Annotated in this window: 16 protein-coding genes; 3 read left to right on the top strand and 13 right to left on the bottom strand. The window is 71.3% G+C overall.

The annotated features are described in order from the left end of the window. From EFK50_RS18875 to EFK50_RS18905, 7 genes are all read right to left on the bottom strand, one after another. A complete protein-coding gene (locus tag EFK50_RS18875) occupies positions 1-672 on the bottom strand; it encodes an ABC transporter ATP-binding protein (RefSeq protein ID WP_123229152.1) in 672 nt (223 codons plus the stop codon). Between the two features lie 13 nt (positions 673-685). After that, positions 686-1,789 carry an ABC transporter permease gene (locus EFK50_RS18880; RefSeq protein WP_123229153.1) on the bottom strand — a complete coding sequence of 368 codons (1,104 nt, stop codon included), beginning with the start codon at positions 1,787-1,789 and terminating at the stop codon, positions 686-688. A gap of 70 nt (positions 1,790-1,859) precedes the next feature. Then, positions 1,860-3,101 carry an RNA polymerase sigma factor gene (locus EFK50_RS18885; RefSeq protein ID WP_123229154.1) on the bottom strand — a complete coding sequence of 414 codons (1,242 nt, stop codon included), beginning with the start codon at positions 3,099-3,101 and terminating at the stop codon, positions 1,860-1,862. Then, positions 3,098-3,457 (bottom strand): YciI family protein, encoded by a 360-nt coding sequence (locus EFK50_RS18890; protein WP_123229155.1) that lies wholly within the window; start codon positions 3,455-3,457, stop codon positions 3,098-3,100. Before EFK50_RS18890 ends, EFK50_RS18885 begins: the two co-directional genes overlap by 4 nt. Before the next feature lie 123 nt (positions 3,458-3,580). Next, positions 3,581-5,338, bottom strand: a complete 1,758-nt coding sequence (locus EFK50_RS18895; RefSeq protein ID WP_123229156.1) for a CocE/NonD family hydrolase — start codon at positions 5,336-5,338, stop codon at positions 3,581-3,583. A gap of 80 nt (positions 5,339-5,418) precedes the next feature. Beyond that, positions 5,419-6,003, bottom strand: a complete 585-nt coding sequence (locus tag EFK50_RS18900) for a TetR/AcrR family transcriptional regulator (RefSeq protein WP_123229157.1) — start codon at positions 6,001-6,003, stop codon at positions 5,419-5,421. A 20-nt stretch (positions 6,004-6,023) separates the two neighbouring features. Then, the gene (locus EFK50_RS18905) at positions 6,024-6,422 is read right to left on the bottom strand and encodes a hypothetical protein (RefSeq protein WP_123229158.1); all 399 of its coding nucleotides are present in this window, start codon (positions 6,420-6,422) and stop codon (positions 6,024-6,026) included. A 41-nt stretch (positions 6,423-6,463) separates the two neighbouring features. Between EFK50_RS18905 and EFK50_RS18910 the strand changes: the two genes are divergently transcribed. Together EFK50_RS18910 and EFK50_RS18915 are read left to right on the top strand one after the other, a co-directional pair. Continuing rightward, positions 6,464-7,207, top strand: a complete 744-nt coding sequence (locus tag EFK50_RS18910; protein ID WP_123229159.1) for a DUF4184 family protein — start codon at positions 6,464-6,466, stop codon at positions 7,205-7,207. Positions 7,208-7,243: 36 nt separating this feature from the next. Continuing rightward, positions 7,244-8,722, top strand: coding sequence for a flavin-containing monooxygenase (locus EFK50_RS18915; protein WP_123229160.1), 1,479 nt, complete (start codon positions 7,244-7,246; stop codon positions 8,720-8,722). Positions 8,723-8,730: 8 nt separating this feature from the next. On the opposite strand, the gene EFK50_RS18920 is transcribed toward EFK50_RS18915, so the two are convergent. Next, positions 8,731-9,495, bottom strand: a complete 765-nt coding sequence (locus tag EFK50_RS18920) for a matrixin family metalloprotease (protein ID WP_123229161.1) — start codon at positions 9,493-9,495, stop codon at positions 8,731-8,733. 33 nt (positions 9,496-9,528) lie between these two features. Beyond that, complete coding sequence (locus EFK50_RS18925) at positions 9,529-9,750, bottom strand: hypothetical protein (protein ID WP_123229162.1); 222 nt, start codon at positions 9,748-9,750, stop codon at positions 9,529-9,531. A gap of 157 nt (positions 9,751-9,907) precedes the next feature. On the opposite strand from EFK50_RS18925, the gene EFK50_RS18930 reads away from it, so the two are divergent. Beyond that, the gene (locus EFK50_RS18930; protein WP_123229163.1) at positions 9,908-10,666 is read left to right on the top strand and encodes a crotonase/enoyl-CoA hydratase family protein; all 759 of its coding nucleotides are present in this window, start codon (positions 9,908-9,910) and stop codon (positions 10,664-10,666) included. Between the two features lie 100 nt (positions 10,667-10,766). On the opposite strand, the gene EFK50_RS18935 is transcribed toward EFK50_RS18930, so the two are convergent. The 4 genes from EFK50_RS18935 to purF all read right to left on the bottom strand — a co-directional run bounded on the left by EFK50_RS18935 (position 10,767) and on the right by purF (position 14,313). Then, positions 10,767-10,976 (bottom strand): BldC family transcriptional regulator, encoded by a 210-nt coding sequence (locus EFK50_RS18935; protein WP_123229164.1) that lies wholly within the window; start codon positions 10,974-10,976, stop codon positions 10,767-10,769. 236 nt (positions 10,977-11,212) lie between these two features. Beyond that, the gene (locus EFK50_RS18940) at positions 11,213-11,500 is read right to left on the bottom strand and encodes a DUF3073 domain-containing protein (protein ID WP_425454393.1); all 288 of its coding nucleotides are present in this window, start codon (positions 11,498-11,500) and stop codon (positions 11,213-11,215) included. A 123-nt stretch (positions 11,501-11,623) separates the two neighbouring features. Continuing rightward, the gene (gene purM / locus EFK50_RS18945) at positions 11,624-12,679 is read right to left on the bottom strand and encodes a phosphoribosylformylglycinamidine cyclo-ligase (protein ID WP_123229165.1); all 1,056 of its coding nucleotides are present in this window, start codon (positions 12,677-12,679) and stop codon (positions 11,624-11,626) included. Between the two features lie 44 nt (positions 12,680-12,723). Beyond that, entirely contained in the window at positions 12,724-14,313 is a 1,590-nt protein-coding gene (gene purF / locus EFK50_RS18950) for an amidophosphoribosyltransferase (protein WP_123229166.1), read from the bottom strand. Positions 14,314-14,318 lie beyond the last annotated feature (5 nt).

The raw sequence follows: 14,318 nt of genomic DNA on the forward strand, positions 1-14,318 counted from the left end.
TCAGACCACGATAGAGGCCGGACGCTCCAACCGGATCTCGCGGTCGGCCCCGGCCGCGTCCGCGCCGTCGTGGGTGACCAGCAGGGTGGCCGTCCCCCACCGGCCAGCCTCCTCCAGGAGCAGGGCGTTGACCTCGGCGGCGCGCGCCGGGTCGAGGGCGGCGGTCGGCTCGTCGGCCAGCAGCACGGTCGGTTCCATCATCAGGGCCCGCGCCAGGGCGACCCGCTGGCGCTCGCCGCCGGAGAGCTCTCCCGGGCGCGCGTCGAGGCGGTCCTCGAGCCCGACCCTGGTGAGCAGCTCGACGACGCGGCCCCGCGCGGTCCGGTCGAGGCGGCCGTTGACGTGCGCCACCACCTCCACCTGCTGACGCGCGGTGAGCGACGGCAAGAGGTTGGCCGCCTGGTAGACCACACCGATCGTGGTCCCGCGCAGCCGGGTCCGCGCGCGGTCCTTCAGGTCGGTGACGTCGACCCCGGCGACCGTGACGCGGCCCGCGGTCGGGCGCAGCAGCAGTCCGGCGACGGAGAGCAGCGTCGACTTCCCCGACCCGGACGGGCCGGTCAGGGCGACGGTCTCGCCGGCGGCGACCGCCAGGTCGACACCGTCGACGATGATCAGGTCCGTGCGACCGTCTCGGACGGTCACGGTGATGCCGTTGAGCTGGAGGGACATGGTTCGGCTCCTCTCAGTCGACCTGGCGCAGGGCGCCGGCCGGGTCGACGCGGGTGATCCGTCGGACGGCGGCCAGGCAGCCGGCGAGTCCGAGGGTGAACAGCAGGGAGACGGCGCCGAGGACCGGCATCAGCTCCAGCCGGAACGGGACGTCGGTGCCGCTGATCGCCAGTCCGAGCAGCCAGGCCAGCGCGGCGCCGGTGGCGGTGGCCGCGACCAGCACCACCGCCATCTGGCCGAGCGCGTCCCGGACGACGTACGACGTCGACGCACCGATCGCCTTCAGCAGGGCGATCTGCCGGGTGCGCTGCACGGTCCAGACGGTGAAGAACGCGCCGACCACCAGCGCCGAGATGACCAGCAGGAACCCTCGGATCAGGCTCATCGTCTGGGTCTCGCCCGAGTAGCCCGGCGACCCGGCGTACGCCTCGGTCTTGGTCAGCGTCTCGGTGCCGGCGGCGCGGTCCACCCGGGCGACCGTGGCGGCCGGCACCTCCTCGCCGCCCTCGTTGCGCAGGGCCACCGCGGAGAACCGCCCGCGGGCGCTGTCGCCGTAGAAGACCTGCTGCCAGGTGGTGAGCTGGGTGAACGCGATGTCGACGTGGCCGTAGGAGCCGGCGTAGGTGAAGCCGAGCACCGGGAGCCGGATGTCGCTGCCGGCCACCACCAGCTCGTCCCCGACCTCGATGCCCTCCTCCTTGAGCTCGTGGCTGAGCACCAGACCGGGCGGACCAGCGAGCGCGTCACGGGCCTCGGGTCGGGTCGCCAGGAAGCTGCCTTCGTCGACACCGAGGAGGGCGATGCTCACGGTCTTGCCGCGCGGGTCCTTGGCGTTCGCGAACGAGACGCCGATCGGCGAGGCCTCGACGCCGTCGACCGCACGCCACGGGGCGAGGTTCTCCTCGGTGAGCACCGAGCGACTGAAGGTTCCGCCCGAGGACGGCTCCATCGCCAGCTGGGTCAACGGCAGCTGGCGCAGCCCGGAGATCCCGTCGTCGACGAGTCCGGCGGCCAGCCCGGTCAGCAGGGTCGTCATGAACGCGACCAACGCGATCACCAGCCCGACCAGCGCGAACCTTCCTCGTGCGGCCCGGAGGTCTCGCAGAGCGACGTACATCGGTGTCCCCTCATTGTTGTCGACACTGTGTCGCCATCATAGCGACACAGTGTCAGCAACCCAAGGCGACTCAGAGCAGGCGACTGCGCCCCTCCAGCGCCGCACGTTCGGCGTCGTTCCGGGTCAGCTCGATGGCACGGCGATACGCACGCGCCGCCCCGTCGGCGTCACCGGCCCGGCGCAGCAGCTCGGCCCGGGTCGCGTGCAACGGCTGGTAGCGGTCGAGCCGCTCGTCGACCTCCAGGGTGTCCAGCAGGGCCAGGCCGACGTGCGGGCCGTCGGCGTAGGCCAGCGCGGCCGCCCGGTTGATCGTCACCACGGGCGAGGGCGCCAACCGCGACAGCTCGCCGTACAGCGCGGCCACCTGCGGCCAGTCGGTGGCGTCCCAGTGCGGTGCGGTGGCGTGCAGCGCGGCGATGGCCGCCTGCACCTGGAACGGACCCGGAGACCTCAGCGCCAGAGCGCGGTCGAGGACCGCCGTCCCCTCGGCGATCGCGTCCGGATCCCAGCGCCCCCGGTCCTGGTCCTCCAGCGACACCGGACGGCCCTGGGCATCCGTGCGCGCCGGCCGGCGGGCGTCGGTGAGCAGCAGCAGCGCCAGCAGTCCCAGCGCCTCGGGATCCACCGGCAGGAGCGCGACGACCAGGCGCCCCAGCCGGACGGCCTCACCGCAGAGGTCGGCCCGGACCAGGCGGTCGCCCTGGGTGGCCACGTGGCCCTCGGTGTAGACGAGGTACAGCACGTGCAGGACGCCGTGCAGGCGGTCCGGGAGCTCCTCGGCGTCCGGCACCCGGTAGGGGATCCGGGCGGACTTGATCTTCTTCTTCGCCCGAACCAGCCGCTGGTACATCGTGGTCTCGGTGGTCAGCAGCCCGCGCGCCACCTCGGCGACCTCCAGGCCGCCCACCACCCGGAGGGTGAGCGCGACCCGGGCCTCGAGGGCCAGCGCGGGGTGGCAGCAGGTGAAGAGCAGCCGGAGGCGGTCGTCGTCCAGACCGCTCCGGTCGGGCGGCTCCACCTCGGGCGGGGCGTCATCTCTCATCAGGGTCTCCAGGCGATCGAGCGCAGCCGAGCGGGTGGCCTCGCGGCGCAGCCGGTCGATGGCCCGGCGGCGGGCGACCGTGGTCAGCCAGCCCCCGGGCCGCGCCGGTACGCCGCGCGCCGGCCACTCGGCCACCGCGGCGGCGAAGGCATCGGCCACGGCCTCCTCGGCGAGCCCGACGTCCCCGCCGAGCTGGCCGGCGAGCGTCGCGAGGAGTGTCGTCCACTCCTCGCGATACGCCCGCTCGACGGCCTCGTCGGCCTCGGTCAAGCGTCCTGCTCGTGGCTCGACAGCGGCCGGACCTCGACCGACCCGTACGTCGCGTTGGGCATCTTCTTGGCCCAGCCGAGGGCGGCGTCGAGATCAGCTACATCGATGATGATGTAGCTGAAGAACGACTCCTTGGTCTCGGCGAAGGGACCGTCCGAGACCAGCGCCTCGTCGTTCCGGATCCGGACGGTGGTCGCGGTCGCCTCGGTGTCGAGGCCGTGCGCAGCCACCATCGAGCCGGCCTGGGCGAGCTCGCCCATCACCTCGCCCCAGGAGGCCATCTCGGCGTCGAACTCGGGGGTCCCCTCGGCCGGGCCGGTCTCGGGTTCGTGGCGGAGCAGCAGCATGTACTTCATCGGAGCCTCCTCAGGCATCGGTTGGTGTACGGAATCGCCGTACACCCAGACGTCGCGCTGATCGGCCCCATTCGACACCTCCGGCCGAGAATCCTCAAAAAAGATTCTCGACCGGCCCCGAGATCAGGGAAGCGCCGCCGCCAGATCGCTTCCCGGGACGGTCGGGAACATCAGTCGGGACCCGCTCGTGCCGCCGATCGTGACCGTGTTCAGCGACGGCAGCGACGGCAGCGAGAGCGCGGACTGCCCCACGATGGAGAGCTGGATCCGGTGGCCGGCCTGGAACCGGTTCGCGATCGGCCAGAATTCCACGTGATAGGTCCGCGGCACCCCGAGCAGGCCGACCCGCGGGTTCGCGTAGTCGCCGTACGGCTGGACCAGCTGGCCCGCCGAGTACAACGACTTGCCCGGCACCACGTCCGGGAACGCGGTGTTGAGCCGGCCGACGGCCATCGGGTGCGCCTGGCCGTCCGGGGAGACGTCCGAGATCACCGCCCAGATGTTGGTCGTCGGCATCAGGCTGGCCAGCCGCAGGTCCAGGGTCGCCGGCCCCGCCGCGGTGACCGGCTGCGACAACGGGCCGCTGGTGTAGGTCAGCCCGGTGAGGTTGGTCAGGTTCATGTTGGTCAGCGCCGGGATGAAGTCGGCGAGCTTGTTGAGCGGACCCCCGTCGCCTCCCGCGATGGTCGCGATCGTGTTCGGGTCGGTGTTCGTCGGCAGCGAGGTGATCGCCGGGTAGAGCTGCTTGGTGGTGCCGGCGTCCGGCGTACCGAGCTTGAGGCTGCCGTCGTTGAGCGACACCGCCTTGCCGGACTTCGCCTTGGACAGCGTCAGCTCGTTCCAGGTCGTCCCGGGGATCGGCCAGTCGGAGCCCTCGAGCCGGACGAAGTCGCCGGCGAGCATGTCCTCGCGGTCTCCGTTGGCGAGCAGCATCTGCACGGCGGGCTCGTTCTGGATGCCGTTGTCGACCCCGCGGACGTAGTGGTCGAACCAGCGGGCGATGTCGGCGACCCCGTTGTCGGTGCCGCGGGGCGCGCCGTCGTGGCCGCCGACGACCAGCAGGTGCGGGTCGCCGCCGTCGGCGCGGAGCTGCTGGAAGGCCTGGTAGTCACCGCGCGGCTCGACGTCGAACGCGCCGTCGATGAGCAGCGTCGGGATGTCGTTGACGTTGCCGCGGAAGCCGCGCTCGCGCCAGTACGTGTCCAGCGTCGGGTGCAGCAGGCCGGCGTTGAAGCCCGCGCTGAGCAGGCCGGTGATCACGCCGAGAGCCGAGGAGGGATTCCTGGCGAGCCGCTGCGGCCCCTGGACCAGCGCGAGACCGCCGATACCGCCCAGCACCGCGAGACCGGGCACCGAGTTCGGGACCCCGCCGGGGACCAGCAGGTCCCGGTAGAGCTCGAACGTGCCCGACCGCAGCACGGCGGCCTTCACGCAGGGGAGCTCCTGGTGCAGCGAGTTGAAGATGATGATCGCGCTGGCGGAGAAGCCTGCGATCGCCAGCTCGCCGTTGCTCCACGGCTGGGCGCAGGCCCAGGTCAGCGCGTCGACGACGTCCTTCTGCGAGCGCGGCCCGAGCACGTCGAAGGACCCGTCGCTGTCGCCGGTGCCGCGGACCTGGACGGTCAGGAAGTTGTAGTCCGGCCCGACCGTGAAGGTCGCTCCGTTCTCGCCGTACGGGGTGAACTCGACGACGGTCGGCCGGGCGGTCAGCGGCCCGGGGCCGGTCAGCGTCGCGGCCAGGCTGACGCCGTCCGAGGCCGAGATCCGCAGCGCCTGCTTCGCCTGGTCGGCGGCGTCGACCCGGCTCAGCGGGAGCAGGGCGGTGACGGCGATCAGGCCGGCAGCGACCGCGGCGGTGGCGGGTCGGTGAAGACGACGCATCAGGGAACTCCTCGGGTGCACGAAGGCTCGGTTCGAACCCCGACAGCATTTCTCATCACGGTCGTGATGTAAATAGTGGTCTAGGTCCCGACAGCGTTCTCGAACATCGCCACCAGCTGGTCGAGCGTCGCGTCGGTCACGCTGCCCGGCCGGGCCAGCTCCAGCAGCTCCAGCCCCGACATCACCGCGAACGCGATCGACCCGATCTCCTCCGCGTCGGGGTGCCCGGGCAGCAGTCCGGCCACCATCACCCGCCACCGGTCGACCATCGCGTCGAGGAATCCCGGGAAGCGCTCCGGGTCGCGGCTGGCGAGCAGGCCGATTTCCAGCCACAGCCGCGTCGACGCCGCCGCACCGACATTCCCGTAGCTCGTCCAGTAGCCGCGGACCAGCGAGCCGACGGTCACCTGATCGACGTTGACCCGGTCGGTGAACTCCCGCTGCAGACGCTGCTCGACGTGCAGGGCGATCGCCGCGAGCACGCCCTCCTTGGACCCGAAGTGGTAGGTCAGGGCGTAGGTGCTCAGCCCGAGCTCCTCGGCGAGCTGGGCCAGGCTCATCCCCTCGATCCCGTGGATCGCCATCACCTCGACGGCGGCGTCCAGGATCTCCTCCCGACGGCCCACCATCGGCGGGCGCCCGCGGGGCCGTCCTTCGGAGCTCATGCGGAGACTCTAAGCCTCGATCAGAGCGAGTCCGGCACCACGAACGTGTCCGGGTCGGACCACGGCGGCACGTTCGCCAGCGCCGTCTGGGTCAGCGCGACCCGGGCCAGCACCAGCGCCTTGCGGCGGAGCCGGCCGCCCTCCTCGCCGGTGGTCTCCTCGACCGCGGCGCGGATCTCGGCCGTCGAGTACGCCGGCCGCTCGCCGACCACGCGCGTCACGTCCGGCAGCGCGATCAGGATCGGCAGCACCTGCGAGCCGAGCGGCTCCAGCAGCTGGTAGCGCCCGTAGCCGCCCAGGTCGAGCCAGGCCTGCTCGAGGTCGACCTTGCCCTTGCGGATCTCCTTCGACTGCGCCGCGAACGCCGCCTTGGCGACACCGGTCAGCGCTGCGGTCAGCTCGGCCTCGGAGAATTGCATGGGACAAGGATGCCTGCCCGGCCGTCTCCTAGGCTTCCCGGGTGCCCTTCACCCTCAGCCACCCGGCGGCGATCCTGCTGCTCCGCGGCACGCCGCTGCCGGTCGCCGCGATGGTGGCCGGTTCGATGGCGCCGGACGCACCGATGTTCCTCCGGCTCCGGGGCGCGTACGACGTCACCCACAGCCTGTTCGGCGTCCTCACCGTCGACCTGGCGCTGAGCGTCGTCGCGGTGCTGTTCTGGTTCAGGATGCTCCGCGACCCGCTGGTCGACCTGGTCCCCGCGATCCGGGAGCGACTGGAGCCGACCGTGCGGTACTCCTCGCGACAGTGGGCACTGGTGGTGCCGGCGGCCGTGCTCGGGTCGCTGACCCACCTGGCCTGGGACTCGTTCACCCACCACGGCCGCTGGGGCGCCGAGCGGGTCCCGCTGCTGCGCGACTCGATCGCGGGGCACTACGGCTCCGAGTGGGCGCAGTACGGGTCGAGCGTGCTCGGGCTCCTCGTGGTCGCCGGCTGGGGACTGCTCGCCGTACGGGCCCGGCCGCGGACTCCGAGGCCGGCCACCGTGCCCGGTCTCGGCCTCCCCGCGGTCGGAGCGGTCCTCGTCCTCACCGTCGGCTCCGGCGTCACGGCGGCAATCACCACGGCCGCGCCGGGGATCCGGATGTGGCTCGGCCAGGCAGCGGTCGTCGGCACCATCATCGGCGCGTTCTGCTTGCTGGTCGTCGCCTGCGTGTGGCGGGTCCGGCTCGGCGGCCGCGACCGGACCGTCCTCCCGGAGTAGGAGGACACCTCCGGCCGGCGCGGCTACGTTGAGGCCATGCAGCCACAGCACGACGTCATCGTGATCGGCGGCGGGTTCTCCGGCATCGGCGCCGCGATCCTGCTCGACAAGGCCGGCTTCAGCGACTACCTCGTCCTCGAGGAGGGCGACGGCGTCGGCGGGGCCTGGCACTGGAACACCTACCCGGGCGTGGCGGTCGACATCCCCTCGTTCAGCTACCAGTTCTCGTTCGAGCGGAGCAGCCGCTGGACCCGGGTCTACGCCCCCGGCGAGGAGCTGAAGGGGTACGCCGAGCACTGCGTGCAGAAGTACGGCCTGCGCGACCGGATCCGCCTGAACAGCGCCGTCACCGGCACCTCGTACGACGACGCCACCGCGCAGTGGACGGTATCGACCTCCCAGGGCGACACCCTGACCGCGCGCTACCTCGTCAACGCGACCGGAGTCCTGACCAAGCCGAAGCCGCCGGCCATCCCGGGTCTCGAGTCGTTCGCGGGCGAGACCGTGCACACCGCGCGCTGGGACCACGACCTGGACCTGCGCGGCAAGCGCGTCGGCGTGATCGGCACCGGCGCATCGGCGGTGCAGCTGATCCCGGCCATCGCCGAGGAGGTCGAGCAGCTCACCGTCTTCCAGCGCACCGCGATCTGGTGCCTGCCGAAGCCGGACGCCGCGCTGTCACCGACGACCCGGGCGATCCTCGGCAGGGTCCCGGGCGCCCAGCTGCTGACCCGGTTCGCCAGCCAGACGTACGTCGAGCTGACCTTCCCGCTGGCGGCGCACTTCCACCACCCGCTGCACCTGGCGTCGTCCGGCGAGCGGCTCGGCCGCAAGGCGCTCCGGGACCAGGTGCACGACCCGGCTGTCCGCGCGAAGCTGACGCCGCAGTACGCGGTCGGCTGCAAGCGTCCCAGCTTCCACAACTCCTACCTGTCCACGTTCAACCGCGACGACGTCCACCTGGAGACCGACCCGATCGCCGAGATCACCCCGACCGGTGTCCGCACCGAGGCTGGTGCCGAGTACCCGATCGACGTGCTGGTGCTGGCGACCGGGTTCAAGGTCTTCGAGCGCGACAACATGCCGGGCTTCCCCTGCGTGAGCCGGGACGTCGACCTCGGCGAGTGGTGGGCGGTCAACCGGGCCCAGGCCTACGAGGGCGTCAGCGTGCCCGGGTTCCCGAACATGTTCTCGATCCTCGGCCCGTACGGCTACAACGGGTCGTCGTACTTCAACCTGATCGAGACCCAGATGGCGCACATCGTCCGCTGCCTGACCGAGGCCGGCAAGCGCGGCGCCACCGCGATCGAGGTCAAGCAGGAGGCCAACGACCGCTACTTCGCCTCGATGCTGGCGCGCCGGCCCCGGCAGGTCTTCACCGAGGAGTCCTGCAGCGTCGCCAACAGCTACTACTTCGACGAGCACGGCGACACCCCGTTCCGGGCCAGCCCGACCCTGGAGACGATGTGGCGGGCGGGGCACTTCCCGTTCGAGGACTACGACTTCGCATCCTGAGCTTCCGCTCAGAGGCAGTCGATCGCCCCGATCCTCGCCAGTCCCGCCAGATCCCCCGGGCCGTAGTCGAGCACGGTGCCGTCGGTGTCGGGGTACATCAGCTCGCGCTCGTCGTCGACGTGCGCGAGGCCGACCAGGTGACCGAGCTCGTGCAGCATGATCGCCAGCTCCTGCTGCCGGCCGTCGGCCGATCGGTCCAGCTCGGCGAACGCCTCGGCATCGAAGGTGACGCCGCCGGTGACGTACCGGTCCCGGCCGCCGTCGACCCCCACCGCCGCGCTGCCGCCGACACCGACCACCTTGCCGGCGAGCACCTTGACCTCGTCGGCCGTCGCCCAGCTGATCAGGGCGGGCGTGGTGCGGACCCGGCCGAAGATCACCGGCACGAACTGGCTCTCCCACCGCGGACGCTGATCGCTGGTGCCCTGGTAGTCGAAGCGCAGCCCGGTCGCCCCCTCGACCCGGGCCATCGCCTCCCGGAGCAGGTCGAGGCTGTCCGGTGGAGCACCCTCGAGGTTGACCCGTACGGCGATCCGCTTGCACGGGTCGTAGCCGACCGGAACGTCCGGATCGCCGGGCTGGTGCGCCAGGAACGCGTACGACCCGCTCGACGGACCCTGCTGCGCCGGCGCGATCCGCTCCGGACCGAGACCGACGAGGTCACGCAGTGGCGCGGGCAGCAGCGACGGAACCGCGATCACCATCCCGACGACGCAGGCCAGTGCCACGACCAGCGAGATCAGGCTGGTGCGGTCGAGCGGTTCCCTGCGCATGCGTCCAGCGTAGGAGGCTCCCTGGAGGGCCCCTCAGTCGAGGACGGTGACGGCGCCGACCTTGTAGAGCCGCAGCGCCAGCGCGATCGCCGCGGGCGTCAGGATCGCGACCGGCACCAGGAGCAGCAGGCGCCCGGCGTCGTGCACAGCGGCGACGCTGCCGTGCAACCAGGCCGACCAGACCTCGTCGTGGTACGCCGCAGTGGCGTCACCGTCCCAGGTCGTGACGTCAACCTGTTCTTCCAGCGTGTTCATCTCGAGTCCCCCTCGTGAGCCTCGGCACCGGAGCCCTCCCCGCTCCGACACCCTTCTCATCGTCCAGTGTGCGCCCCGGATTCGTCTTTCGCTCCCGAATTGCGCAAATCGGACAGGATGGATCGCCACCCGACGACGACGCCTGTTGAATGCATCCATGACCGTTCACTACGAGATCGAGGGACCCGTCGCGATCATCACGATCGACCGACCGGAGGTGCGCAACGCCGTCGACGGGCCGACCGCCGCAGCGCTGGCCGACGCGTTCCGCCGGTACGACGCCGACGACGACCTCGCGGTCGCGATCCTCACCGGTGCCGGCGGGACGTTCTGCGCCGGGGCCGACCTCAAGGCACTGCCCACCGAGCGGGCCAACCGGCTCGCTCCCGACGGCGACGGCCCGATGGGTCCCAGCAGGATGCAGCTCTCCAAGCCCACCATCGCCGCGGTCGAGGGGCACGCGGTCGCGGGCGGCCTGGAGCTAGCGGTCTGGTGCGACCTCAGGGTCGCCGCCGAGGACGCCGTGTTCGGGGTCTTCTGCCGCCGGTGGGGCGTTCCGCTGATCGACGGCGGCACGGTCCGCCTCCCCCGGCTGATCGGCGAGTCCCGGGCGATGGACCTGATCCTGACCGGGCGACCGGTCGACGCCGCCGAGGCGCTGGCGATCGGCCTCGCCAACCGGGTCGCCGCCCCGGGGAACGCCCTCGCCGCAGCCCGCGAGCTCGCCGGCCAGATCGCCGCGTTCCCGCAGGTCTGCCTGCGCAGCGACCGCGCCAGCGCGCTGGGCCAGTGGTCCCTCGACGAACCGGCGGCCCTGCTCGCCGAGTACCACCACGGTCTGGGCGCCGTCACCGCCGAGGCGCTCCAGGGTGCCGCCCGCTTCGCCGAGGGCGCTGGGCGGCACGGTCAGTTCTGACCTCGCGGCCCGGTCGTCGCCCGGGCCCGGAAAACCACCGGAACCCGATGTCTGAGACATCGGGTTCCGGAATGCTTGGTTGCGCTGAGCGCCGAACGCTTCAGTCTGCGGCGCCGCGCTGGGTCGGAATGACACCGCCCAGGAGCTCCTTGACCTCGGCCTCGCGGTAGCGGCGGTGGCCGCCGAGCGTCCGGATGGCGCTCAACTTGCCGGCCTTGGCCCAGCGGGTGACGGTCTTCGGGTCGACGCGGAACATCGCGGCAACCTCTGCAGGCGTCAGCAGGGTCTCGGTTTCGGAGTTGTGCTGCATCGTGGGCCCCTCGTTTGGGTTGATCAACTTCTGGACGACATGACCGAGCATGACAGTCACGGCAACTCGTGTAAAGCCGACCAAACGGACATCTACTTGACGGTCTAGACCGGGCGACAAATCGGGCAGACAGTGCGTAACCAGAAGGCTTCGAGATCGTAGGGCCGCGTGATCGACGCCGCTAGGTCCCGAAACGGACATCTTCGACAGGTCCGAGCCTGTCCTGAGCGCAGGAGTCAGTCGCGCGACGAGGTGGGCGTGTAGTCCGCCCAGTCGTCGTAGTCGTCGGTTTCCGGCGCCGCGGTCTCCGCCGAGGACCGGTTCTCCCCGTGCAGCTCGTTCGCCAGTGCGCCGAAGTCGGTCTCGTGCGTCTGATACTTCAGATCGCGAGCAACTTTGGTCTGCTTTGCCTTAGCTCGGCCGCGTCCCATTGGGTCGACCCCCTCGCACACTTGGCCGGCGCTCCAGGGCTGCCGGTCGGATTCATCGTCTCGTGTGGACAACCGTACCTGGCCGAGGCGCATTCCCGCACATGGGATCGCCTGTTGAGCGCACCGGGCCTGGTGGAACGGGCCCAGAAGCGGGCCCAGAACGGGCCCGTAACTGGCTTGCGCGGGGCCTTGGGCGCGAGCGGCTCGGGCTCGCTCCTAGGCGTAGTCGCCGACCAGGCGTACGACGCCCCGGTCCGCGTTCTCCTCGGCGGCACTCACCGAACCGGCGACCCAGGCGGGGATCCCGTGCTCCGCGAGGACTGCGATCGCGGCGTCCGCCTCGTCGGCCGGCGTCAGCGACACCATGCCGACCCCGCAGTTCAGGGTCTTCTCCAGGTCCGCGCGCTCGACACCGCCGGTCTCCGCGACCAGCGAGAAGACGGCCGGCAGCTCCCAGGTGGTCCGGTCGAGGGTGACCGTCACGTCGTCGGGCAGCACCCGCTCCAGGTTCGCGGCCAGTCCGCCGCCGGTGATGTGCGACATCGCGTGCGTGCCGGTACGGCGGGCCAGATCCAGGCACGCCTTGGCGTAGATCCGGGTCGGCTCGAGCAGCTCCTCGCCGAGCGTGCGACCAAGGTCGTCGACGTGCTCGGTCAGCGAGCGCTTCGCCTGGTTGAGCAGCACGTGGCGGACCAGCGAGTACCCGTTCGAGTGCAGCCCGCTCGACGCCATCGCGATCACCACGTCACCGGGGCGGACCAGGTTCGAGCCCAGCAGGTTCGCGGCGTCCACGACACCGGTGGCAGCGCCGGCGACGTCGTACTCGTCCGGCCCGAGGAGGCCCGGGTGCTCGGCGGTCTCGCCGCCGGAGAGCGCACAGCCGGCCTCGACGCACGCGTCCGCGATGCCCTGGACGATCGCCGCGATCCGCTCCGGGACTACCTTGCCGGTCGCGATGTAGTCGGTCATGAAGAGCGGCTCGGCCCCGCAGACGACCAGGTCGTCGACGACCATGCCGACCAGGTCGAAGCCGATCGTGTCGTGCTTGTCGAGGGCCTGCGCGATCGCGACCTTGGTGCCGACCCCGTCGGTCGACGTCGCCAGGATCGGCTGCGCGTAGCCCTTCAGCGCGCTGGCGTCGAAGAGCCCGGCGAAGCCGCCGATGCCACCGAGCATCTCGGGACGACGGGCCTTCTCGATGGAGACCTTCATCAGCTCGACGGCCCGGTCGCCGGCCTCGATGGAGACGCCGGCGGCTTCGTAAGTACTCATCGTTTCCTTAGCTTCTGTGCGGTTCCCGAGGAGGTCGGGCGACGTCAGGGGCGTTCGAGGGCGTCGACGGCACCGCCTCCGGCGAGCGACGCCGCCAGCCCGTCGACGTCGAGCGGGCGGTCGGGCGCGAGCACGGTCGCCTCGAGCAGGTGCTTGCCGAGCAGTTCCGGCTCGGGCAGCGCGATCGGGTAGACCCCGTCGAAGCAGGCCCGGCAGAGGTTGTCCGACGGCACGGTGGTCGCGTCGACCAGGCTCTCCAGCGAGATGTAGGCGAGCGAGTCGGCACCGATCGACTCGCAGATCTCCTCGGCGGACAGGCCGTTGGCGATCAGCTCGGCCCGGGTCGCGAAGTCGATGCCGTAGAAGCACGGCCACTTCACCGGCGGCGAGGAGATCCGGACGTGGACCTCACGGGCACCGGCTTCGCGGAGCATCCGGACGAGCGCCCGCTGGGTGTTGCCGCGGACGATCGAGTCGTCGACGACGACGAGCCGCTTGCCCTCGATGACGTCGCGCAGCGGGTTCAGCTTGAGCCGGATGCCGAGCTGGCGGATCGTCTGGCTCGGCTGGATGAAGGTGCGTCCGACGTAGGAGTTCTTGACCAGCCCGACGCCGTACGGGATGCCGCTCTGCTCGGCGTAGCCGATCGCGGCCGGCGTACCGGACTCCGGAACCGGGATCACCAGGTCGGCGTCGGCCGGGAAGTCCTGCGCCAGGCGGCGGCCGATCTCGACCCGGACGCTGTGCACCCGCTGGTTGGAGATCCGGGTGTCCGGGCGGGCCAGGTAGACGAACTCGAAGAGGCAGCCCTTGGGCTCGGCCTCGGCGAAGCGGCGGGTGCGGAGCCCGTCCTCGTCGACGGCGATCAGCTCGCCCGGCTCGACCTCGCGGACGTACGAGGCGCCGACGATGTCCAGCGCCGCGGTCTCCGAGGCGACCACCCAGCCGCGCTCGAGGCGGCCGAGCACCAGCGGCCGGACGCCCTGCGGGTCGCGGGCGGCGTACAGGGTGCCCTCGTCCATCCAGACGAACGAGTACGCGCCCTTGACCTGGGGCAGCAGCTCGGCGGCACGGTCCTCCAAGGACTGGTCCGGGTGGTAGGCCAGCAGCGCGGTCACCAGCGAGGTGTCGTTGGTGCTGGTCTCCAGGTTGCGTGCGTGGATGTCGAGCTCGCCGGAATCGCTCGGCAGGTCGGCGACCATCTGGGCCAGGTCGCTGGTGTTGGTCAGGTTGCCGTTGTGGCCGAGCGCGATCGAACCGTGCGCGGTCGGCCGGAACGTCGGCTGGGCGTTGTGCCAGGTGCTCGCACCCGTGGTCGAGTAGCGCGCGTGCCCGATCGCGAGGTGACCCTTCAGCGAGGAGAGCGTCGACTCGTCGAAGACCTGCGAGACCAGGCCCATGTCCTTGTAGACCAGGATCTGGCGGCCGTTGCTGACCGCGATACCGGCCGACTCCTGGCCGCGGTGCTGGAGCGCGTAGATGCCGTAGTAGGCGAGCTTCGCGACGTCCTCACCGGGGGCCCAGACGCCGAAGACGCCGCACGCGTCCTGGGGTCCGCGGTCGTGGGGGTCGAGTTCGTGAGTCAGACGTCCGTCGCCCCGAGGTGAGGTACGGGGCTGTCCAGAAGGGGCCACGGGAG

The organism is Nocardioides marmoriginsengisoli (assembly GCF_003725695.1).
Classification (GTDB): Bacteria; Actinomycetota; Actinomycetes; order Propionibacteriales; family Nocardioidaceae; genus Marmoricola; species Marmoricola marmoriginsengisoli.